The 21,848-nt window shown below is 72.1% G+C and carries 19 protein-coding genes; 11 read left to right on the forward strand and 8 right to left on the reverse strand.

Annotated features, from left to right (window positions below; genetic code table 11):
• Positions 1-87 precede the first annotated feature (87 nt).
• Complete coding sequence (locus ACSDR0_RS07405; protein ID WP_435287992.1) at positions 88-1,380, forward strand: phosphotransferase family protein; 1,293 nt, start codon at positions 88-90, stop codon at positions 1,378-1,380.
• A gap of 161 nt (positions 1,381-1,541) precedes the next feature.
• Here ACSDR0_RS07405 and ACSDR0_RS07410 read toward each other — a convergent pair whose 3' ends face one another.
• Positions 1,542-1,727, reverse strand: coding sequence for a hypothetical protein (locus ACSDR0_RS07410; protein WP_435287993.1), 186 nt, complete (start codon positions 1,725-1,727; stop codon positions 1,542-1,544).
• Positions 1,728-2,250: 523 nt separating this feature from the next.
• Here ACSDR0_RS07410 and ACSDR0_RS07415 point away from each other — a divergent pair.
• A complete protein-coding gene (locus ACSDR0_RS07415) occupies positions 2,251-3,372 on the forward strand; it encodes a S1 family peptidase (protein ID WP_435287994.1) in 1,122 nt (373 codons plus the stop codon).
• A 64-nt stretch (positions 3,373-3,436) separates the two neighbouring features.
• Entirely contained in the window at positions 3,437-4,003 is a 567-nt protein-coding gene (locus tag ACSDR0_RS07420) for a snapalysin family zinc-dependent metalloprotease (protein ID WP_435287995.1), read from the forward strand.
• A gap of 104 nt (positions 4,004-4,107) precedes the next feature.
• On the opposite strand, the gene ACSDR0_RS07425 is transcribed toward ACSDR0_RS07420, so the two are convergent.
• Complete coding sequence (locus ACSDR0_RS07425; protein ID WP_435287996.1) at positions 4,108-4,599, reverse strand: GNAT family N-acetyltransferase; 492 nt, start codon at positions 4,597-4,599, stop codon at positions 4,108-4,110.
• Between the two features lie 216 nt (positions 4,600-4,815).
• Between ACSDR0_RS07425 and ACSDR0_RS07430 the strand changes: the two genes are divergently transcribed.
• Positions 4,816-5,259 carry an SRPBCC family protein gene (locus ACSDR0_RS07430; RefSeq protein ID WP_435287997.1) on the forward strand — a complete coding sequence of 148 codons (444 nt, stop codon included), beginning with the start codon at positions 4,816-4,818 and terminating at the stop codon, positions 5,257-5,259.
• Here the strand turns inward: ACSDR0_RS07430 and ACSDR0_RS07435 are convergent.
• The 4 genes from ACSDR0_RS07435 to ACSDR0_RS07450 all read right to left on the reverse strand — a co-directional run bounded on the left by ACSDR0_RS07435 (position 5,246) and on the right by ACSDR0_RS07450 (position 11,566).
• Positions 5,246-5,821: an FxsA family protein gene (locus ACSDR0_RS07435; protein ID WP_435287998.1), complete on the reverse strand. Its 576-nt coding sequence runs from the start codon at positions 5,819-5,821 to the stop codon at positions 5,246-5,248. The genes ACSDR0_RS07430 and ACSDR0_RS07435 overlap by 14 nt on opposite strands.
• A gap of 219 nt (positions 5,822-6,040) precedes the next feature.
• Positions 6,041-6,793 carry a polyprenol monophosphomannose synthase gene (locus ACSDR0_RS07440; protein ID WP_435287999.1) on the reverse strand — a complete coding sequence of 251 codons (753 nt, stop codon included), beginning with the start codon at positions 6,791-6,793 and terminating at the stop codon, positions 6,041-6,043.
• A complete protein-coding gene (gene lnt / locus ACSDR0_RS07445; protein WP_435288000.1) occupies positions 6,793-8,622 on the reverse strand; it encodes an apolipoprotein N-acyltransferase in 1,830 nt (609 codons plus the stop codon). The genes ACSDR0_RS07440 and lnt overlap by 1 nt, the downstream gene beginning before the upstream one ends.
• 595 nt (positions 8,623-9,217) lie before the next feature.
• Positions 9,218-11,566, reverse strand: a complete 2,349-nt coding sequence (locus tag ACSDR0_RS07450) for a HelD family protein (protein WP_435288135.1) — start codon at positions 11,564-11,566, stop codon at positions 9,218-9,220.
• A gap of 172 nt (positions 11,567-11,738) precedes the next feature.
• Here ACSDR0_RS07450 and ACSDR0_RS07455 point away from each other — a divergent pair, with 172 nt between their 5' ends.
• The 6 genes from ACSDR0_RS07455 (at position 11,739) to ACSDR0_RS07480 (ending at position 18,497) form a co-directional block, all read left to right on the forward strand.
• The gene (locus ACSDR0_RS07455) at positions 11,739-12,935 is read left to right on the forward strand and encodes an ROK family transcriptional regulator (protein ID WP_435288001.1); all 1,197 of its coding nucleotides are present in this window, start codon (positions 11,739-11,741) and stop codon (positions 12,933-12,935) included.
• Positions 12,936-13,073: 138 nt separating this feature from the next.
• Complete coding sequence (locus tag ACSDR0_RS07460; protein ID WP_435288002.1) at positions 13,074-14,417, forward strand: ABC transporter substrate-binding protein; 1,344 nt, start codon at positions 13,074-13,076, stop codon at positions 14,415-14,417.
• 6 nt (positions 14,418-14,423) lie between these two features.
• On the forward strand, positions 14,424-15,365 hold the full coding sequence (locus tag ACSDR0_RS07465; protein WP_435288003.1) for a carbohydrate ABC transporter permease: 942 nt from the start codon (positions 14,424-14,426) through the stop codon (positions 15,363-15,365).
• Positions 15,362-16,273 carry a carbohydrate ABC transporter permease gene (locus ACSDR0_RS07470; protein WP_435288004.1) on the forward strand — a complete coding sequence of 304 codons (912 nt, stop codon included), beginning with the start codon at positions 15,362-15,364 and terminating at the stop codon, positions 16,271-16,273. Before ACSDR0_RS07465 ends, ACSDR0_RS07470 begins: the two co-directional genes overlap by 4 nt.
• Positions 16,270-17,529, forward strand: coding sequence for a 6-phospho-beta-glucosidase (locus ACSDR0_RS07475; protein WP_435288005.1), 1,260 nt, complete (start codon positions 16,270-16,272; stop codon positions 17,527-17,529). Before ACSDR0_RS07470 ends, ACSDR0_RS07475 begins: the two co-directional genes overlap by 4 nt.
• Complete coding sequence (locus ACSDR0_RS07480; RefSeq protein WP_435288006.1) at positions 17,526-18,497, forward strand: N-acetylglucosamine kinase; 972 nt, start codon at positions 17,526-17,528, stop codon at positions 18,495-18,497. The genes ACSDR0_RS07475 and ACSDR0_RS07480 overlap by 4 nt, the downstream gene beginning before the upstream one ends.
• 124 nt (positions 18,498-18,621) lie before the next feature.
• Here the strand turns inward: ACSDR0_RS07480 and ACSDR0_RS07485 are convergent, their stop codons facing one another.
• Positions 18,622-19,536 (reverse strand): LysR family transcriptional regulator, encoded by a 915-nt coding sequence (locus ACSDR0_RS07485; RefSeq protein WP_435288007.1) that lies wholly within the window; start codon positions 19,534-19,536, stop codon positions 18,622-18,624.
• 211 nt (positions 19,537-19,747) lie between these two features.
• On the opposite strand from ACSDR0_RS07485, the gene ACSDR0_RS07490 reads away from it, so the two are divergent.
• Positions 19,748-20,806 (forward strand): SDR family oxidoreductase, encoded by a 1,059-nt coding sequence (locus ACSDR0_RS07490; protein WP_435288008.1) that lies wholly within the window; start codon positions 19,748-19,750, stop codon positions 20,804-20,806.
• A gap of 24 nt (positions 20,807-20,830) precedes the next feature.
• On the opposite strand, the gene ACSDR0_RS07495 is transcribed toward ACSDR0_RS07490, so the two are convergent.
• Positions 20,831-21,766 (reverse strand): nucleoside hydrolase, encoded by a 936-nt coding sequence (locus ACSDR0_RS07495; protein ID WP_435288009.1) that lies wholly within the window; start codon positions 21,764-21,766, stop codon positions 20,831-20,833.
• Positions 21,767-21,848: the final 82 nt, after the last annotated feature.

Genomic DNA, 21,848 nt, shown 5'->3' on the forward strand with positions numbered 1-21,848 from the left:
CGTCCTCCGCCATCTCGCCCTCGCCCGTCCCGGTCCCCGCCGGAAAACGGGTGGCACCGGCGGCTTCCCCGACGGCACACTGCCTCCGTGAGCGAAGCATCGGGCCGCACGGTGAGCGCCCTCGTGACGGCGGGCACCGAGTGGCTCGGAACGGTCGGGCCGTTCCCGGTGGCCGACCCCTGGTGGGCCGAGGTCGGATCGGTCGTGGCCCACCTGGAGGGTGTGCTCGGCACGCCCGTGGTGGTGCTGCGCCTGGTCGACGCCGAGGACGGCGGCCACGGCCCCCGTGACGGCCACACGACCTATCACGTCGAGGCCCTGGACCGGCCCGCGACCGGCCTGACCTCCCTCCGGCCCGGCGATCCGGACGCGGCCGGGCAACCGTCCGCCCCCGGAGGCCCCACAGGCCCGGGAGACCTGGCGGGCCCCGTCGCGCACCGGGCGGAGTGGGCGAAGTCCTCGGGGGTGCGCGAGGCGCTGAGCTGGGCCCGGACCGCGCTGCGCGAGGCGGGCAGGCCCGCCGCGGGGCCCGCGCGACAGGTGAGGACCTGGAACCTGGCGGGGTTGTTCCGCATCCCCACGCGCTCGGGCCCGGTCTGGCTGAAGATCACTCCCGGTTTCGCCGCCGACGAGGCCCGCGCGATCGGGATGCTCGCGGCGGAGGATCCCGGCCTGGTGCCCGCGGTCGTGGCGGCCGACACCCCGAACCGGCGGGTGCTGCTGGAGCACGTGCCCGGCGGCGACTGCCGCGAGGCGCCGCGGGAGATCGTCACCGAGGCGGTGAGCCGCCTGGCGAGGGCACAGGCGGCCCTCGCCGGGCGCGGGGGCGGCGGGCGGCCCGACGGGCTGGTCGACCGCACGCCCCCGGCCCTGGCCGCCCTGGTGGACGGCCTGCTCGACGGCGAGGCGGGCACCGACCTGGACGCCGGGGAGCTGCGCCTGGCCCGCCGGCTGTCCGGTCGCCTGCCGTCGCTGATCACCGCGCTGGAGTCCTGCGGCCTGCCGTGCACGCTGGTGCACGGTGACTTCCACCCGGGCAACTGGGTGTCGGGGCCGCGCGGCGCGGTCGTGCTGGACCTCGCCGACAGCCATTACGGTCACCCCGCCCTCGACGGGCTGCGGCCCCGCGACTTCCTGCCCGCCGACCGCTGGGAGGCGGCCGCGGAGGCCTGGTGCGAGACGTGGGCGGCGGCCGTCCCCGGCTGCGCCCCGGCCCGAGCGCTGATCCTGGCCGAACCGCTGCAGCATCTCACGTACGCCCTCCGCTACCAGGAGTTCCTCGACAACATCGAGTCCAGCGAGCGGCGCTATCACGAGGGCGACCCGGCGCAGGCCGTCCGCGCGGCCGTGGCCGCCGCCGAGGCGATCGGCGTTCTGTAAGGCCTGTCGTCCTTTCGGGGGCCTGTCTTTTAAGGCCCGTCCTTTTAGGGCCCGCCCTCTGAGAGACCTGTCCTCCGGAGGCCGCGCTCAAAAGGAGGCCCACCCGCACACGCGGGCCGGTTCCGTATCGGCCGGCCCTGCGACGATCCGTTACCCGCCCGTCACTCCCCCGCGCACAGGGCGGGGGTCTTCTGGTGGGGGTAGACGTGGTCCAGCTCGTGGTCGGGCGGCAGGACGCAGCGGCGCTCGTCGTGCTCGGTGTGCGGGCACCGGAGCGCGTCACTGCGACGCGGCAGCGTCGCCGTCTCCTCGCTCATGTCGTCGGCGACGGCGGCTTCGTCAGTCATGGTGCGTGTCCTTCTGTGACATCGAGGTCGTGACGGCCGGACGGTGAGCGGCCTGGACGACGGCCCGCGCGAAGTGCGTCCGGGGAGATCGCGGAGCGAACGCCGCGAGGGCGCCTCCCCGCCGGTCGGCCGTACGTGTGGCGCAGCGACCCGTCTCCGCGAGTTCCGGATATCCAGAACAAGTCATCGACACTGCTCCGTTTGATCGCTGTCAGGAATCGGCATCCGCGCGCCGAAGGTGCTGCGACCAGTCTTCCAGAGTTCCCCCCGACCGCGCGAGTAGCGGAAGCACGCGATCGTTGATCGCCCGCCCATCGTTTCGGCTACGCTTCTTGGCCGTTTCGGTCACATCGATGCCCCGGGGGGAGGGCCTCCACGCTCCTCGCACGGCCGTCGCGCCCCGCTCCACCGAAGGTCCGAAAAAGCAATCAAGTCCCCATAACATCGCGATAGGGATTCTTTGGGAGATCCCTACACAGGCTTCGCACCAATACCTTGACAGCACCCCTCACAAGGAGTGTTTATGTTACGTCGAGGTACCCTCCTGGCCGGAGCCGCTACCGTGGCTCTGTACCTGGTCGCCACCGTGGCGCCCGCCGTCGCAGCATCCGCCCCCCCTGCCCCCCAGCCTCCGGCAGCCATGCTGGACGCCCTCCAGCGCGACCTCGGCCTCACCGCCGAGCAGGCCGTCCAGCGCCTGGCCAACGAGCACCGCGCGGCCGCCTCCGAGGCCGCCCTGACCCAGGAGCTCGGCGCCGAGTACGCCGGCGCCTGGCTCAACGCAGACGCCTCCCAGCTCTCCGTGGCGACCACCGACGCCGCCGACGCGAGCGCCATCAGGGCCAAGGGCGCGCAGCCCGTGATCGTCGGCCGTTCCCTCGCCAACCTCGAGGCCGTCAAGGCCAAGCTCGACGGGGCGTCGGCGGAGGCGAAGGCCGGCGCGTCCCTCTGGTACGTCGACGTCACGACCAACAGCGTCGTGATCCTCACCGGCGACCAGGCCGCGGGCGAGGCCCTCGCCGCCGCCGCGGGCGCCGACAAGAGCGTCGTGAAGGTGGTGCTCTCCACCGAGAAGCCCCAGGCCTTCATCAACATCATCGGCGGCAACGCCTTCTACATCGGCAGCAGCCGCTGCAGCATCGGCTTCTCCGCGCGCCGGGGCACCGCCCCGGGCTTCGTGACCGCCGGTCACTGCGGCAGGGCCGGCGCCACCACCAGCAGCCCCTCCGGCTCCTTCTACGGCTCGTCGTTCCCCGGCAACGACTACGCCTGGGTCTCCACCCCCGGCCACACCATGACCCCCTACGTCCGTGGCTCCGGCGGCGCCAACGTCACCGTCCGCGGCTCCACCCAGGCCTCGGTCGGCTCCTCGATCTGCCGCTCCGGCTCCACCACCGGCTGGCGCTGCGGCACCATCCAGCAGCACAACGCCAGCGTGACCTACCCGCAGGGCACGGTGAGCGGCCTGACCCGCACCAGCGCGTGCGCCCAGCCCGGCGACTCCGGCGGCTCGTTCATCTCCGGCAGCCAGGCCCAGGGTGTCACCTCCGGCGGTTCCGGCAACTGCAGCGTCGGCGGCACCACCTACCACCAGCCGGTCAACGAGATCCTCTCGGCGTACGGGCTGACGCTCGTCACCGGCTGATCTCACCTCCTCACCAGCTGCTCCCCGTGAGCAACCCCCCGATGGCCGAGGAGGCCCGCTAGAAATGTCAAGAATCATTCGCTTCGGCGTCGCCCTCATCCTGGGGCTGGCCTTCCTGGTGACGGTCACCCCCGCCCAGGCAGCGCCCGCCCACGCGGCGGACGCCCGTACGGCAGCGGTTCGCGTGCTCAGGTACGACGCGAGCAGGGCCGCCGAGTTCCGATCCGCCGTGGACCAGGCGGCCCAGATCTGGAACTCCAGCGTCTCGAACGTACGACTGGTGGCCGGCAGCCCCGCGGACTTCGTGGTGCTCGCCGACAACGGCTGGCCCCGTGCGCAGCCCACCAGCCTGGGTCGCGGAACCGTGTGGATGGGGCGGCAGGCGACCGCCGAGGGTCACAACCCTCTGCGAATCGCCGCCCACGAGATCGGCCACATCCTGGGCCTGCCCGACCGGCGTACCGGCCGGTGCACGGACCTGATGTCCGGCGCGAGCGCGGGCACGAGCTGCACCAACCCGAACCCGAACGCGGCGGAGAGGGCCGAGGTCCAGCGTAACTTCGCCGGATTCACCCCGGCGATCGACTTCGGTCGGATCTACGTCGACAGCCCGGAGCACGCGGCGTCCTAGACGCCCGCGAGCACCTCGCCGGTCCGGCCGTCTCCTCGGCCGGGCCGGCGAACCCGTGTTCGGGGACCGGTGAGGTCAGACCCCCGGCGACCGGAGATCTCCGGTCAGAGGCGCTTCTCGAAGCAGAGGGAGCCCGGGAGCCGGTCGTAGGGAGGGAAGACGGGGATGGGGGTGTAGCCCTCCCGCTCGTACAGCCTCACCGCGTCCGGCTGGCGGGGGCCGGTCTGCAGGACGACCCGGGGCGCGCCCAGCGCGCGGGCCGCGTCCTCGGCCGCGGCCAGCAGGGCCCGCGCCACGCGGGTGCCCCGGTGGGACGGGCTCACGAACATCCGCTTGAGCTCCACGTCCTCGCCGAGCCTGCGCAGCGCCACGTGCCCGACCGCGACGCCCTCCGCCGCGTAGGCGACCCCGGTGTAGGCGACGGTCTCCGCCTCGACGTTCATGCCGCTGGGCACGAGGCCGACGACGGCGAGCAGGTCGGCGTAGCGGGCGTCCATCTCCTCCGTCATGGCCCCCCGGAGCGCCACGGCCGCCGTGTCGTCCCAGCCGACCGGCCTGACCTCGATCAGCCCGGATCCCTGCGCGAACGCGGTCATCTGTGAACCCGCCCCTCTCCCCGTCCTCGCGATCACGGACCGTCCGGGGCTTCCCGCGGCGCGTGTCACGCCGTCGCACCCTCGTGGTTCCGGGTCACACTATATCCAACCAAAAAGGTAGGAAAATAGGATTTTTCTGTCAACGTCCACGGCAGGATCTCACGGGCGCCGCGAGGCCCGGGGGTCGGTCACCGGTCACGGGGGAAGGATCCGGGAATGACCCGTTCCCACATCAGCGTCTCGGTGGACGCGCACGCCCGGCCGGAACAGGTGTTCTCCGTGCTGACCGACTGGCCCAGGCACGACGAGTGGATGGTGCTGACCCGGGCGCGCGTCACCGCCGGGGACGGCCACAGCGCCGGGAGCCGCCTGGCGGCCTTCACCGGCGTGGGACCGGCCGGGTTCCTCGACACCATGGAGATCACCGACTGGGACCCGCCGAGGAGCGTGGGGGTCCGGCACACCGGGCGGCTGGTGCGCGGCACCGGGGTCTTCCGCGTGCTGCCCCGCGAGGGCGGCGGCAGCACGATCGTCTGGGAGGAGGAGCTCGACGTGCCGTTCGGCGCGGCCGGGCGGCTCGGCTGGCGGGTGATCAAGCCGCTGAACGCCGCCCTGTTCCGGCTCTCGCTGCGCCGCCTGGCCGCGCTCAGCGATCGGTGAGGCCCCGGCCGGAGCCCCCGGCACCTCCCGCGCCACCCGGCGCTCCCGCGCCGCCCGGCTCGTCACGGACGACCTCGCCGTGGACGACCGGCCCGGAGCCCGGGGGCCTCCCGGCGTCGCGCAGCACGTCGAAGGGCGAGCCCGCGCCGCCGAACGGCGAGCCGAGCCCGGCTCCCGCCGCGTTCCTGGCGACGAGGGTGCGGACGCGGCGGGCGAAGAACCAGGATCCGAGCCTGCGGACCATCGGCCGGGTGAACGGCAGCAGGCACACGAAGCCCAGGATGTCCGTGAGGAAGCCCGGGGTGAGCAGCAGCGTGCCGCCCACGAGGATCAGCGCTCCGTCGGCGAGCTCGCGGTCGGGCATCCGGCCGCTCTGCAGCGCGCCCTGGAGGTTGCGCCAGGCCCGGCGGCCCTCGCGGCGCACGATCCAGGCGCCGAGCAGGCTGTCGGCGAGCAGGATGGCCACCGTCGGCCACCCGCCGATGACCTGACCGACCTGGATGAGCACCCATATCTCGAGGACCGGCACCACGAGGAAGGTCAGGAACAGCAGAATGCGCATTTTCGCCTCAACTCACGCGACAGCCGTACGACATGGACAACGTCCCGGAGCGGCGGCGCGTTCCGCGTTCGCTCAGCGTGGACGGCGTTCTCAGCGGACTCTCAGGATGACGCCTTCCGGGGGGTTTCGGGGCGCCGGTCTCGCGGAAGCCGGACGGCGCGACCGCGAGGCCGTGGGGCCCTGTGCGGTTCTGTACGGTTCTGTGTGGTTCTGTGGGGCTCAGCGGCCTCGGCGGCGGCGCAGGCGCGCGGGCAGGCCGGTGACGCCCCAGACGGTGACCCGCCACAGGGCCTCGGCCACGATGCCGCGGCTCATCTTGCTGGCCCCGACGGTGCGCTCCACGAAGGTGATGGGCACCTCGGTGACGCGCATCCCGCCGCGGGCGGTGCGCAGGGTCAGGTCCACCTGGAAGCAGTAGCCCCGCGACTCGACGTCGTCCAGGCTGACCTTCTCCAGGGCGGAGGCCCGGTAGGCGCGAAAGCCCGCCGTGGCGTCGCGGACCGGGAGGCCGAGCACGAGCCGGGTGTAGACGTTGGCGCCGCGCGACAGGAACTCCCGCGAGGCCGGCCAGTTGACAACCTTGCCGCCGGGCACCCACCGGGAGCCGATCGCCAGGTCGGCCCCCTCGGCCAGCGCGTCCAGCAGCTTGGGCAGCTCCTCGGGCTGGTGGGAACCGTCGGCGTCTATCTCCACGAGGACCTCGAAGCCCTCCTCCAGACCCCAGCGGAAGCCCGCGATGTAGGCGGCGCCCAGGCCCTGCTTGCCTCCCGGCCGGTGCAGCACGTGGACGTGGTCGTCGTCGGCCGCCAGCTTGTCCGCGACCGCCCCCGTGCCGTCGGGGCTGTCGTCGTCCGCGATCAGGAGGTGGGCGTCGGGCACGGCCTCACGCAGCCGCCGGGTGATCAGCGGCAGGTTCTCCCGCTCGTCGTACGTCGGGACGATGACGAGCACCCGACCAAGCATCCGCTCCATCACGCGTCTCCCACCTGCTGATCGTCCTCCCGGTTCGCGGAGTGCCCCGCGACGGGCGTCCGGCGCCGCCAGGCGGCTGCCACCGCACCCGCACCCACAAGTATCAAGGCCCACTCGGGCAGCGCGCCCACGCGTGTGGCGATGGTTTGCGCCGTCCTGACCGGAACGGTCAGGACGTTCATGGCGGGCACCAGCTCACCGGTACGCCAAGCGATCGAGCCGCTCGGGGTCACATATGCCGATATACCCGTAATCGCGGAAGTGATCACCGCTCGATTGTGCTCCACGGCCCGCAACTGGGACATGGCGAGCTGCTGCGGCGGCAGGTTGGTCAGGGCGTAGGTGGCGTTGTTGGTCTGCACCACCAGCGGCGTGGCACCCGTCCTGGCGGTGTCGCCCACGATGCCGTCGAAGGCCACCTCGTAGCAGTTGATGGCGCCGACGGTCACCGGGCCCAGCCTGAGATCGCCGTCGCGGGTGCCCGGCACCGACTGCTTGCCGACCAGGGAGGCCCGCTCGAACAGGGCCAGCACGAGACCCTGGAGCGGGGTGAACTCCCCGAAGGGCACCAGCTGCTGCTTGTCGTAGTGGGCGCCGGGGCCGGTGACCGGGTCCCAGACGATGCTGCGGGTCGCCCGGTTGTTCTCCCCGATCCCGACCACGGCGCCGACCAGGACGGGCACCCCGACGTCCTTGACCGCCGCGTCGATCTCGTTCCGGGCGAACTCGTTGCGCAGCGGGTCGATGTCGGTGGAGTTCTCCGGCAGCACGACCAGGTCGGGGCGGGGCGTCCTGCCCTCCCTGACGTCCCGCGCCATCTGGTGGAGCATCCGGGTGTGGTTGCCGAGGACCACGGCGGGCTCGTCGCCCAGCGGGTGCATGCCCCGGCCGGGGACGTTGCCCTGGATGACACCGACGGTCACGTTCCTGCCCTCGTCGCCGTACCGGGGAACGGCGAGGGCCGCGACCGGCACGACCAGCGCCCCGGCGAGCGGCAGGGCCAGCGCCCGCCCCCAGCGCGAGCCCGGAGCGAGGCGGGGACCAGCGGACGCGGGCGGAACCGCAGGCCCGGCCGGAGAGCCCGCCGAAGCCGAAACCCCGGCCGGGGGCGAGGCGGGCGCCGGAGCCGGGAACGCACGCAGGACCGCCAGGGCGAGCAGGCCGCCGCACAGGGCCACCGCGAAGCTCACCAGCGGCGCCCCGCCGAGCGCCGCGTACGGAGTGAAGATCGACTCGCCCTGGCTGAAGGCCACCCGCGCCCAGGGGAATCCGCCGAAGGGGAACTGCCCTCGCGCCCACTCGGCCGCCACCCAGAGCGCGGCGCTCCACAACGACCACAGGCGCAACCGGGTCACCGTGGCGACCGCCGTCCCCCAGAGGGCGTAGAAGGCGCTCTCCATGGCGACCAGGCCCAGCCAGGCGTCGGTGCCGATCGGGCTCACCCAGTGCAGGCCGGGCAGCAGCAGGGCGAGGCCGGTGAGGAGGCCGAGCCACGTGCCCCGGCGCGGGCGGGTGCCGCGCACCGCCAGGATCGCCGAGGCCATGCCGAGCGGCGCGAGGAACCAGAGCCCGATCGGCGGGAAGGCGAGGAACATCAGCAGGCCGCCGGCCACCGCGCCCGCGACGCGGGCGGGCGACGCCAGGCGCGCGAGAGGGAACGGGGTCTTCGCACCGGGCGAACCACCCGCGGGACCACCGGGCGAGCCGTCCGCCGAACCGGCCGGCGGTGCGATCGCCGGACCGTCCACGGAACCGGTCGCCGAGCCGTCCGTGGGATCGCCCGTCGCGGACCCCCCCGGTACCGGGGCGGCCGTCCTGTCCTGCACCACGGGCGGGGCTCCTTGCGATGTCGTGCGGGCGGGTGACGCCTGGTCTTCCAGACCGGTCTTCCTAGCCGGAACGCTACCGCCCAGCGGGCACGCCCCCAAAGCTCCATCACACATTAACTAGAAGCAACGCCAAAGCACTTCAAACCAGACAAAAACCACCGCAAACGCCCCTAGACGCGGCAACGGGGCGGTCCGGGGTGTCGAAGGACACCCCGGACCGCCCCGGCGCTTGCGGCGCTCGCACGGGAGCGGGAAGAGGGCCCGGACGACCCTTCGGACCGGTTCCGTCCCGTCGGCGGCGAGCGCGGATTGCCGTTGTCTACTGGGTGCCCGGACCCCTCCTGGGTCCAACCCCCCGCCCGGAAGGAGTGCCCCGCCTCGACGGACTGCCGGTCCTGCGCCTGGCTGTACGGACGGGGTTACCCCCCGTCACGGGCGCAGGAGACGGCGATGTCGAAAGGCGGCCGACCGGCCAGTCCCGTGCTGGACTGGGCAGCAAACTACCGAGCCCAGCGCAGATGTCAACCGTGTCACTAACTGCGGAAACATCAAGTTTTCGCAGCTGGGACATGATCGACGAGAGCCGTCAATGGTCTCATGTGATCCGATGTCCCTCAAGTCGAGCGAGCGCGTCGGGAAGCGGGCCGTCGTGCACGACGCCAAGTCGCCGGGTGGCGCGGGTCAACGCCACGTAAAGATCGCTCGCCCCGCGCGGGGACTCGTCCAGGATCAGCGCCGGCTCGACCACGACGACCGCGTCGAACTCCAGCCCCTTGGCCTCGGCGACGGTCAGCACCGCCACCTGCGCGTCCAGGGCCGCCGCTCCCGGCCCGGCCACCGCGCCGTCGACGGAGTGGACCACGATCTCCCCGAACTCCTCGGCGCGCGACTCTGGCACGATCACGACGAGCCGCCCGCCCTCGACGACCTCGGCCTTGACGATCTCGCCGAGGGAGGACGTCGGGGAGGCCGCCCACGGGTGCGCCCCCGTCTCCCTGACCGAGGCCGGGGCGGTCAGCGCCGGGTCGACCAGGGTGAGCACGTCGGCGGCCACGGCCATCAGCTCGGCCGGGGTGCGGTAGTTGACGCTGAGGGTCTCCTCACGCCAGCGCCCCGCCACGTACGGGTCGAGGACGCGGCCCCAGGAGCGCGCCCCGGCCGACGAACCGGTCTGGGCCAGGTCGCCGACGATCGTCATCGACCGCGTCGGGCAGCGGCGCATCAGCATCCGCCAGTCCATCGGCGACAGCTCCTGCGCCTCGTCGACGATGACGTGGCCGAAGGCCCAGGTGCGGTCGGCCGCCGCGCGCTCGGCGGTGGTCAGGAAGACGTCGTCGCCGAGGTGGCGGGCGGCGAACCTCTCGGCGTCCATGATGTCGGACAGGCCGGTCAGTTCCAGGACCTCCTTGGCGTAGGCGAGCTGGTGCTGCCGCTCGTCGAGCGCGGCGGCGCGCTGCGCCGCCTGCTCCTCCTCGGCCATCCACGCTCCGGCCCGCAGCACCGCGGGGTCGATGTCGCCGAGCAGCTCGGCGGCCTCGTCCAGGAGCGGCACGTCGGACTCGGCCCACCAGTTCTCCCCCTTGCGGGGCGGCTCGCGCAGCATCAGCTCGCGCTCGGCCTGGCCGAACTCGGCGGCGGCGTGGTCGAGGCGCTCGCGGGAGGTGAACAGCCCGATCAGGAGCTGCTGCGGGGTGACGTAGGGCCAGAGCCGGTTCAGGGCCGCCTTGACGGGCCGCTCGGTGCGGAGGTCCTCGCGGATGTCGGCCAGCTCGTCGTCGTCGATCATCCCCTTGCCGAGCTGCCTGGCGGCCTGCCGGGCGAGCGCGTTGAGCAGGTGGCGGACGAAGATCGAACGCGCCTCGTTGTGCGCCCTCTTGGAACGGGCCGCCCGGCTGCGCGCGGCCTCCAGGACGTTGCCCTCCAGCCGGAGGGTGTAGCGGTCGAGCTTGATCTCGATCGGCTTGCGCGGCACCCGCTGCCGCTCGCGCACGGCCCGCGCGACGACCTGGGCCATCCGGACGTCGCCCTTGATCGCGGCCACCTCGGAACGCTCCCTGTGCCCGGGGACGACCCCCGGGTACAGCTCGGAGACGGTCGACAGCAGCACGTCGGTCTCGCCCAGGGAGGGCAGCACCTGCTCGATGTAGCGCAGGAAGGTCAGGTTCGGCCCGAGGATGAGCACGCCCCTGCGGGCCAGTTTCTCCCGGTGGGTGTAGAGGAGGTAGGCGGCGCGGTGCAGCGCGACCACGGTCTTCCCGGTGCCGGGACCGCCCTGCACGACCAGCACCCCGTTGAGGTCGGAGCGGATGATGCGGTCCTGCTCCGACTGGATGGTGGCCACGATGTCGCGCATCCGGCCGGTGCGCTTGGCGCCCAGGGACGCCAGCAGCGCGGCCTCCCCGTTGAGGGTGGCGACGTCCTCGTCGGTGAGGCTGTCGAGATCCAGGAGGTCGTCGTCGACCCCGATCACCTTGCGGCCCTTGGTCTGCAGGTGCCGGCGCCGGGTGACGCCCATCGAGGCCGCGGGGGTGGCGCCGTAGAAGGGCTGTGCCACCGGCGCCCGCCAGTCGATCAGCATCCTGCGCTGGTCGTCGTCGGCCATGCCGATCCGGCCTATGTAGAGTGAGGTGTCGTCGGCGTTGTCGAGCCGGCCGAAGCACAGACCGTTCTCGACCGCCCACAGGCGGCCCAGGCGTTCGGCGTACATCCCCGCGAAGGTGTCGCGCTCGGAGCGGTTCTGATGCGTGCCGCCACTTCCGCCCTGCGCGAGGACGCCGTCCAGCTGTCGCTGGGTGCGCTCGCGCAGCAGATCGAGCCGGGCGTAAAGGCAGGAAACATACTCCTGCTCCTTGGCCAGCTCGATTTGACGGGTTGCCGTCGCTCCATTATCGTTGCTAGTAATGGGATACTCCGGGCCATTGCGCTGGTTGTTATGACAAACCATCACCCTAGCAGGTCCGTCGAGAAGTTTACCCGCCCCCCCGTCATCACAGCTTGATTGCGGCCCTCCCTGCCTGCTTGACGAGAATCCGCCGGGTTCCTTACATTCACTCGGAGTTAGGAAAGTTTCCTAACTCTGCTTCATCGGTGGACGCAAGGACGCACGCGGAGGATCAGTGAGCCAGCCGACGCCCGGCACCCCCAGCCTGCTGCGCGCGATCAACGATCGCGCCGCCCTGCAGGCGCTGCTGGAACGCGGCCCGCTGACCCGGCCGGAGATCGGCGCCCTCACCGGTCTGTCCAAGCCCACCGCCTCGCAGCTGCTCATCCGCCTCCAGGAGGCGGGCCTGGTCGTGCTCGACGGCATCCGCGAGGGACTGCCCGGCCGCACCGCCGAGGTCTACCGGCTCAACCCCGCCTCCGCGCACGTCGCCGCGCTGGACGTCACGCGCGCGGGCATCGACGTCAGGGTCGCCGACATCACCGGCGCCGTGGTCGGCGAGCACCACCTGCCCAGCCCCGGCCGCTCGGGCGGCGACGCGCTGGAACGGGTCCGGGCCGCACTGGAGGGCGCGGGCGCCCCAGCCGCGCTGCGGCGCGTGGTCATCGGCGTGCAGGGCACGATCGACCCCGGCACCGGGAAGATGGCGTACGCCACCAGCAAGGACATGCCCGGCTGGCACATCCCCGACCTGGTCCGCACCCTCGGTGACGGCCTGGGCGTGCCGGTCGACATAGAGAACAACGTCAACCTCGTCGCCCAGGCCGAGCAGGCGCACGGCGTGGGCCGCGGCCACCGCGACTTCGTGCTGCTCTGGGCCGACGAGGGCCTCGGCGCCGCGCTGGTCCTCGGCGGCCGGCTGCACCGGGGCGCCACCGGCGGCGCCGGGGAGGTCGGCTACATGCCCACCCCCGGCGCGCCGACCGCCAGGGACACCGGCCGCTACGCCAACCACGGCTACCAGGCCCTCACCGGCGGCCCGGCGGTACTCAAGATCCTCAGGTCGTACGGCGTGCGCGGCACCGCGCCCGCGCAGGCGGTGCTGAACGCCGTGCAGGCCTCCGCCTCCACCGGCAGGCGCGCCGACGACGCCCGCGCCGGGCTGCGCGACATCGCCGCCCGGCTGGCCGTCGGGCTGGCCGCGATCACCTCCGTCGTCGACCCCGAGATCATCGTGCTGACCGGCGGGACCCTCCTCGCCGGCGGCGACACCCTGCGTGAGCTCGTCGAGCACGAGCTCCACGCGCTGACCATCCCCCGGCCCCCGCTGCTGCTGTCAACCGTCGAGGGCAACCCCGTCCTCGCCGGCGCGCTCGACCTCGCCCTCGCGACCGCCCGCGACGAGGTCTTCAGTTCAACCGTCCCCTCCTGACCCCTGGCCGCCCCGCGATCTCCCGTACCCCCCGACCCCCCGCGCGAGCCCTCGCGCGGATCCCACGGACCTCGCCCGAACCCGCTGGACCCCCGCCCGGAACTCCGCCTGATCCACCGCCCCCAGGAGGCAGCCGTCGTGCACCGACGCTTTCTCACCATCGCCCTGGCCACCCTGACGGCCACCACCCTGACCGCCTGCACCGCGGGCACGGAGAGCGCGCCCGCGCTGGGCTCCCAGCCCAAACCCTCGGGCTCCGCCTCCGCCGCGCTGCCGGCCTCCACCATCGAGCTGTGGCACGGCTTCTCCGCGCCCGCCGAGGTCAAGGCGTTCGAGGACGCCATCGCGGGCTTCCGCACGAAGTTCCCCCAGATCACCGTCAAGCTGGTCAAGGGTGTGCAGGACGACCAGATCACCCAGGCGGTGCGCGGCGGGAAGGCGCCGGACGTCGCCTCCTCGTTCACCACCGACAACGTCGCCCAGTGGTGCCGCAGCGGAACGTTCCAGGACCTCACCGCGGTGATCAAGCAGGACGGCATCGACCTGTCCGTGCTGCCCGAGGTCTCGCGCTCCTACACCGAGTACGAGGGCAAGCGGTGCGTGATGCCCCTGCTCGCCGACGCGTACGGGCTCTACTACAACAAGGCCCTGATGAAGGGCTCCGAGCCGCCCAAGACGCTCTCTGAGCTGACCGAGCTGACCAAGAAGCTCACCGTCCGCGACGCCGACGGGAACATCAAGGTCGCCGGGTTCGTCCCGAGCTTCCAGTACTACGAGAACTCCGCCTCGCACATGGCCCCGATGGTCGGCGCGACCTGGTACAAACCCGACGGCACCTCGGCGGTCGGCTCCGACCCGGCGTGGAAGGAGCTGCTGCGCTGGCAGAAGGAGCTCGTCGACTGGTACGGCTACGACAAGCTCGAGAAGTTCCGCAAGAGCCTGGGCCAGGAGTGGTCGGCCGACCACCCGTTCTACAAGGGCAAGATCGCCATGGTCCTGGACGGCGAGTGGCGCAACGCCATGCTCGCCAACGAGGCCAAGGACATCGACTACGGCACCGCGCCGCTCCCGGTCGCCGACGCCAAGCCCGACCTGTACGGCAGCGGCTTCACCGCGGGCACCGTGATCGGCGTGCCCAAGGGCGCCAAGAACCCGCAGGCCGCCTGGGAGCTGGTCAAGTATCTGACCACCGACACCTCGGCGCTGGTCACGCTCTCCAACGCGCTGCGCAACGTGCCGACCACCAAGGCGTCGCTGGAGTCGCCCGACCTGGTCAAGGACGCGAACTTCCAGACCTTCCTCGACATCTTCGCCCACCCGAAGACGAGCACGGTCCCGGCCAACGTCAACAGCACCTTCAACCAGGACTCGCTGCAGGAGTTCATGGTCAAGTGGGAGAACGGCTCGGCCACCGACCTCGACGCCGGGCTCGCCGCGGTCGACAAGCGCCTCGACGACAAGATGAAGCTCTCCGGGGGCTGATCCTCGATGAGCATCGTCCACGCCGCGCCACCCCGCCGGTGGCGCGGCGAGGGCCTCAAGGCCCTCCTTTGGATGTCGCCCTGGCTGGTGGGGTTCGCGGTCTTCTTCGCCTACCCCCTCGCGGCGACGGTCTACTTCTCCTTCTTCCGCTACGACCTGTTCACGCTGGAGTTCATCGGCCTGGACAACTACCGCTACTTCCTGGTGGATGACCGGGCCTGGGCCTCCATCAAGAACACGCTGTGGCTGGTGGTCCTCATGGTCCCCGCCCAGGTGCTCTTCGGGCTGGGCGTGGCGTGGCTACTCACCCGGCTCAAGTCGGGCGTCGGCTTCTTCCGCACGGTGTTCTACCTGCCGTCGCTGATCCCGGTGGTGGCCGGCACGGTCTCCTTCGTGTTCCTGCTGAACCCCTCGGGACCGCTCAACCAGTTCATCGAGTTCTTCGGGATCGCCGCGCCCGACTGGTTCGGCGACAAGGACTGGTCCAAGCCCGGCCTGACCATGCTGGCCATGTGGGGCATCGGCAACACCATGATGATCTTCCTGGCCGCCCTGCTGGACGTGCCCAAGCACCTGTACGAGGCCGCGGCCATCGACGGGGCGGGCGCGTGGCGGCAGTTCAGGAGCATCACGCTGCCGACGATCTCGCCGGTGCTGATGTTCTCGACGGTCACCGGCGTCATCTACGCCCTGCAGTACTTCACCCAGGCGATGATCGCCTCCCGGGTGGCGGCGGGGGTCACCGACTCCCCCGGCAGCACCTTCGTGCCCGGATACCCCGAGCTGTCGACGCTGACGCTGGCCCAGTGGCTGTTCCACGTGGGCTTCCGCGACTTCAGCATGGGGTACGCCTGCGTGCTGGCGCTGCTGCTGTTCGCGTTCTCCACGATCTTCACCCTCATCCTGCTCCGCCGGTTCCGCGCGTTCGACGAAGGAGGAGACCGGTGACCGCCCAGACCACCCCGGTCACCCTGGCCACCCGGCCCGCGAAGGCCGCCTCCCGCGGGCCGCGCCCCGCCGCGCGCGGCCCGCGCGGCCGCGCGGTCCTGTACTGGATCGCCACCCACGCCCTCGCCATCGCGCTGTCGCTGATGTTCGCCGGGCCGCTGGTGTTCGTGGCGCTGACGGCCGTCATGAGCAACGACCAGGCGCTCACCGGCGACCTGTGGCCCCGCACCTGGAACTGGGGCAACTTCACCGACGTGTTCGCCAGGTCGCAGCTGCTGTCCTGGCTGGGCAACACGTTCCTGTACGCCGGGCTCGGCACCGCGTTCATGCTGCTGTCGTCGATCCCGGTGGCGTACGCGATGGCCCGCTTCCGCTTCCGGGGACGCAAGCTGGCCTTCCTCGCGGTCATCACGATGATGATGCTGCCGCCCCAGGTCGTCGCGGTGCCCGTCTATCTCATCTGGGCCCGGCTGGACCTCACCGGCACGCTGTGGCCGCTGATCCTGCCGATGCTGTTCGGCGACGCCTTCTCCATCTTCCTGCTCAGGCAGTTCCTGGTCAGCATTCCCAGGGAGTACACCGAGGCCGCCAAGGTGGACGGCTGCTCGGACTTCCGGACGCTCGTCAAGGTGATCCTGCCGATGTCGCGTCCGGCGATCGCGGCGGTGGGCCTGTTCCAGTTCTTCTACTGCTGGAACGATTACTATGGTCCGCTGCTCTACGCCCATACGAACGAGGCAAACTGGACGCTCTCCCTCGGGCTGGCGTCCTTCCGGGCACTGCACAGCGTGCAGTGGAACCTCACCATGGCGGCGACCCTGCTCGTCATGGCCCCGGTGATCGTCGTGTTCTTCTTCGCCCAGAAGGTTTTCATCGAGGGCGTCACGCTGACAGGAGTAAAAGGGTGAAACTCGCCGTTGTCGGGGGCGGCTCGACGTACACGCCGGAGCTGATCGACGGGTTCGCGCGGCTGCGCGACGAGCTGCCGCTGACCGAGATCGCGCTGGTCGATCCGGACACCAACCGGCTGGAGCTGGTGGCGGGAATGGCGCGCCGGATGCTGGCGCGAGCCGGGCACCCGGCCACGGTCGTCGCGACCACCTCGGTCGAGGAGGGCGTCGCCGGGGCGCACGCGGTCCTGCTGCAGCTGCGCGTCGGCGGCCAGGCGGCGCGCAACGTGGACGAGACGCTGCCGCTGGAGTGCGGCTGCGTCGGGCAGGAGACGACCGGCGCGGGCGGGCTGGCCAAGGCGCTGCGCACGGTGCCGGTGGTGCTGGACATCGCGGAGAAGGTCAGGAAGCACGCGCCGGGCGCCTGGATCGTCGACTTCACCAACCCGGTCGGCATCGTCACCAGGGCGCTGCTGGAGGCGGGGCACCGGGCCATCGGCCTGTGCAACGTGGCCATCGGCTTCCAGCGCCGCTTCGCCGCGAACCTGGGCGTCGCCCCCGAGAGGATCTCGCTGGGCCACGTCGGCCTGAACCATCTCACCTGGGAGCGGGCCGTCCACCTGGACGGGGTGGACGTATTGCCGAAGCTGCTGGAGAGCCACGCCGAGGAGATCGGCCAGGACGTCGGCCTGCCCGCCGCGCTGATCCGCCACCTGGGCGTGGTGCCCTCCTACTACCTGCGCTACTTCTACGAGCACGACCTGGTGGTGCGGGAGCAGCGGACCAAGCCGTCGCGCGCGGCCGAGGTCGCTGCGATGGAGACGGCGCTGCTCGAGCTGTACGCCGACCCCGCGGTGGACACCAAGCCCGAGCTGCTGGGCAAGCGCGGCGGGGCCTTCTACTCGGAGGCCGCGGTGGCGCTGATCGCCTCGCTGGTCGGCGACCGCGGCGACACCCAGGTGGTCAACCTGCGCAACGACGGCACGCTGCCGTTCCTGCCCGACGAGGCGGTCATCGAGGTCCCGGCCACCATCACCTCCGCGGGCGCGACCGCGCTGCCCGTCGACCCGGTGGAGCCGCTCTTCGCCGGACTCATCGCCCACGTCACGGCGTACGAGACACTGGCGATCGAGGCGGCGCTGCACGGCGGTGAGGACCGCGTCGCCGACGCGCTGCTGGCCCACCCGCTGGTCGGCCAGGCCTCGCTCTCCGGCGACCTGGCCAGGCGCCTGATCGAGGCCAACCGCGGGCACCTGTCCTGGGCGACCGCGTGAGAACGGTCCTGGCGGTCGACGGCGGCAACAGCAAGACCGACGTCGCGCTGGTCGCCGAGGACGGCTCGGTCCTCGCCACCGGCCGCGGCGGCGCCTTCCAGCCGCAGACCACGGGGGTGGGCGTCGCGATCGACACGATCGGCGACACCGTGCGCTCCGCGCTCGGCACCGGCGCGGCCACGCCGTACGCCGACCACGTGGCCGCCTACGTGGCGGGCGCGGACCTGCCCGCGGAGGAGGAGGCGCTCCGCGAGGAGATCCTCTCCCGGAGGTACGGCAGGCAGGTGACCGTCGGCAACGACACCTTCGCGCTGCTGCGCGCCGGGGCCTCCGGGCCCGCGGGGGTGGCCGTGGTGTGCGGCGCGGGGATCAACGCGGTGGCGGTCTCCCCGTCCGGGGAGGTCGCGAGATACCCCGCGCTGGGACGGCTCACCGGCGACTGGGGCGGCGGCCTCGGCCTCGGCGAGGAGACGCTCTGGCACGCCGTGCGCGCCGAGGACGGCCGGGGTCCGGCCAGCGAGCTGGCCCCCGCGGTCCGCGAGCACTTCGGCACCCGCACCGTCGAGGAGGTGTCCCTGGCCATCCACTTCGGCGAGCTGTCCTACGGCAGGCTGAACGAGCTGGTGCCGGCGCTGATGGCGGTGGCGTCCGGAGGGGACGGGGTGGCCCGCTCGCTGGTGACGCGGATGGCCGAGGAGGTCGTCGTGCTCGCGGTGGTCGCGATGCGCCGCCTGGACCTGCTCTCCGTCCCGATGGAGGTGGTCCTGGGCGGAGGCGTGCTCACCGCCCGCGACCCGCTGATGAGCGAGCTGCTGGAGCGGGGCTTCGCCGAGAGCGCCCCGCAGGCCAAGCTCATCGTCGCCGACGTCGCGCCCATCATGGGCGCCGCCCTCCTGGGCCTGGACGCCCTCGGCGCCACCGAGGGGGCCAGGGCCCGGCTCCGGGCCCACTTCCACGCCCTGACGTGACACTCCCCTGCGGGACACTCCTCGACAGGACACGACCTGACCTGGCATGGCATGACGGGGTGACGTCGCGCCGCACGGCCCGCGTCTCACGGCGCGGGCCGCGGCGTGCGGAGAGCCCGGACGCTCAGGAGGCCGGGCGGGTCTCCGGCGTGGGAAGGAGCGTGGCCGCCGCGCTCTCGGTGAGCAGGGCGAGGAAGGCCCCGCCGAGGGCGTCGAACCCGGTGCGCGCGTAGGCGGTGAGGACGCGGGTCACGGCGGGCCTCGGCCGGAGGATGTGGCCCTCGTACCCCCCGGGCACGATGTTGGCGGGGATGAGGGCGGGCCCGAGACCGGCGGCCGCGAGGGTCGGGGCCGACGCCGTCTGCTCGGTGCGCACCGCGATCCTGGGCTGGAACCCGGCCTCCGCGCAGGCACGGTCCAGGATGTCGGCCAGGCCGTTGCCGGGGGCGTAGTGGACCCAGCGGCGCTCGCGCAGGTCGCCCAGGTCCACCGAGGACGCCCCGCCGGACGCGAGGGGATCGCCGGAGGAGACGGCCACCACGAACTCCTCGGTACCGAGCGTGCGCACCGGCCCCGCCCAGGACGCGGGCCGGGGACCGACGGCGAGGTCGGCCTGCCCGCTCGCCATCGCCTCCGCCAGCTCGTCGGCGTGGCGGTGCTCGAAGAGCCTGACGTCGACCCCGGGATGGAGACCGCTCCAGGCGCGCAGCGCGGCGGGCAGCACGCCCAGGCTGACCGAGTAGACCGTCGCCAGCCGCAGCTCTCCCCCGGCCAGCCCGGTCGTCCGGCGTACGGCCGACAGGGCGCGGGCCGCGTCGGCCAGGGCGGCCCGCGCGTGGGGCAGCATCGCGCGCCCGGCCGCCGTGAGGTGGACGGCCCTGGGCAGCCGTTCGAGCAGGGAGGCGCCGACCGACCGCTCCAGCGCCCGGATCTGGTGCGACAGGGCCGGTTGCGTGACGTGGAGGATCTCGGCGGCCCGTGTGAAGGAGCCCTGGTCGACGATGGTCACCAGGTATTCGAGCTGTCGCAGGCTCAGCATGCACAAAAATTATCAGAGCCCCATAAATCATGATTTTGGGTCATGCAAAGCCGCGCGCACCCGGGACGTCCGCCATAAACGATGCTCATGGCCGCGACAAGAAACAAGCCTTGGACTCATGGGAAGGGAGTCGCGCAGAATCGGATCGCGCGGCACCGGCACGGGAGCGTGACCGCGCGCCGGCCCATCCGCACCGATCGGGAGAAGAACGATGAGCACCCAGCCCAAGGTCGCCCTCGTCGTCGGCGCCCAGGGGGTGATCGGCCGCAACCTGGTCGACCACCTCGCCGCGCTCGGCGACTGGGACGTGATCGGCCTGTCGCGCCGCGGCGGGGAGAGCGCCGGGCGGGTCCGCCACGTACGGGTCGACCTGCTCGACCGGGACGACTGCGCCAAGAGACTCGGCGAGCTCACCGACGTGACCCACGTCTTCTACGCCGCCTACCAGGACCGGCCGACCTGGGCCGAGCTCGTTCCGCCCAACCTCGCCATGCTCGTCAACGTCGTCGACGCGGTCGAGCCGGTGGCGCCGGGCCTGCGGCACGTCAGCCTCATGCAGGGATACAAGGTCTACGGCGCGCACCTGGGCCCCTTCAAGACCCCGGCCCGCGAGAGCGACCCGCACCACATGCCGCCGGAGTTCAACGTCGACCAGCAGAACTTCCTGGAGGAGCGTCAGAAGGGCTCGGGGTGGACGTGGACGGCGATCCGCCCGTCCGTGGTGTGCGGCTTCGCCCTCGGCAACCCGATGAACCTGGCCATGGTGATCGCGGTGTACGGCGCGATCTCCAAGGAGCTGGGCCTGCCGCTGCGCTTCCCCGGCAGGCCGGGGGCCTACGACACGCTGCTGGAGATGACCGACGCGGGACTGCTGGCCAGGGCGACCGTCTGGGCGGCGACCGACGAGCGCTGCGCCAACCAGGCGTTCAACGTCAACAACGGCGACCTCTTCCGCTGGAACGACATGTGGCCGAGGATCGCCGGGTTCTTCGACCTGGAGGTGGCCCCTCCCCTGCCGATGTCGCTCGACGTCGTCATGGCCGACAAGGGGCCGCTCTGGGACGCCATGACCGAGAGGTACGGGCTGGAGCCGCACCCGTACGAGGACGTGTCCTCCTGGGCCTTCGGCGACGCCGTGTTCTCCTGGGACTACGACTTCTTCGCCGACGGTTCCAAGGCCCGGCGCTTCGGCTTCCACGAGTACGTCGACACCGAGGCGATGTTCCTGGGCATCCTCGGCGACCTCCGCCGCCGCAGGATCATCCCCTGAGGAGCCGTCCCACGGGGAACGGCCTCAGGGCTCGATCGACTCCGCGACCCGGGCGTAGACGGTCAGCAGGAGGTCCCAGAAGCGGCCCACGTCGAGGGAGGTGCCGACCAGGGCGTTGGGGACGCGGCCTTGGAGGGCGAAGTCGGTCACGGTCATCCCGGCGGTGAAGCGGCCCGCCGTCTCGACGTCCACGACGGCGGGTTCGAGGGTGATCAGCGACGGGTCGATCAGGTGGGCGATCGCGCAGGCGTCGTGGATCGCGGGCCCGCCCTCGGCGGTGATCCTGCCGTAGAAGCGCACGCACGGCAGGAGCAGGTCGGCGCCGAGCCTGCCCATGGTCGCCATGCGTTCCGCCACCGCCTGCGTGGCCACGGCGCCGCGGCTCACGTCGAGACCGATCATGGTCACCGTCCAGCCCGCGCCGAAGACGATCGCGGCGGCCTCCGGATCGGCGGCGATGTTGAACTCGGCCGCGGGAGAGAAGTTGCCCCGCGTGTAGGAGCCGCCGAGGATCGTGAGCCCCCGCGCCCAGCCGACGACGGCCGGTTCCCTGAGCACGGCGAGCGCCACGTTGGTCAGCGGGCCGATGGCGACCAGGGTCACCTCGCCCGGGTCGGCCCGAAGCGTCTCGATGATGAAGTCGGCGGCGTGCCCGGCGGCCGGCGGGAGCGACGCCGGGGGCAGCAGCGCGTCCCCGAGGCCCGAACCGCCGTGCACCCCGGCCGCGTCCACCCGGGGGCGCAGGAGGGCACCCTCGCTGCCCGCGGTGACCGGCACGCCGCCGAACCCCAGGAACTCGCGGAGCCGCAGCGCGTTGTCGGTGGTCCTGGCCAGCTCGACGTTGCCGCCGACCGTGGTGATCCCCAGGATCTCCAGCTCGGGGCTCCCGTGGGCGAGGACGAGCGCCAGCGCGTCGTCGATCCCCGGGTCGCAGTCGATGATGATCTTTCTGGGAGGCATTCGTCCAGCTTGGATCAACCACCTCACACCCGGCAAGTCGGGCATAACCTTCCGGGAGGGCGGACGGTCACCGCAGGCGGCC

The sequence above is a fragment of the Streptosporangium sp. G11 genome (assembly GCF_051192615.1).
Taxonomy (GTDB): Bacteria; Actinomycetota; Actinomycetes; order Streptosporangiales; family Streptosporangiaceae; genus Streptosporangium.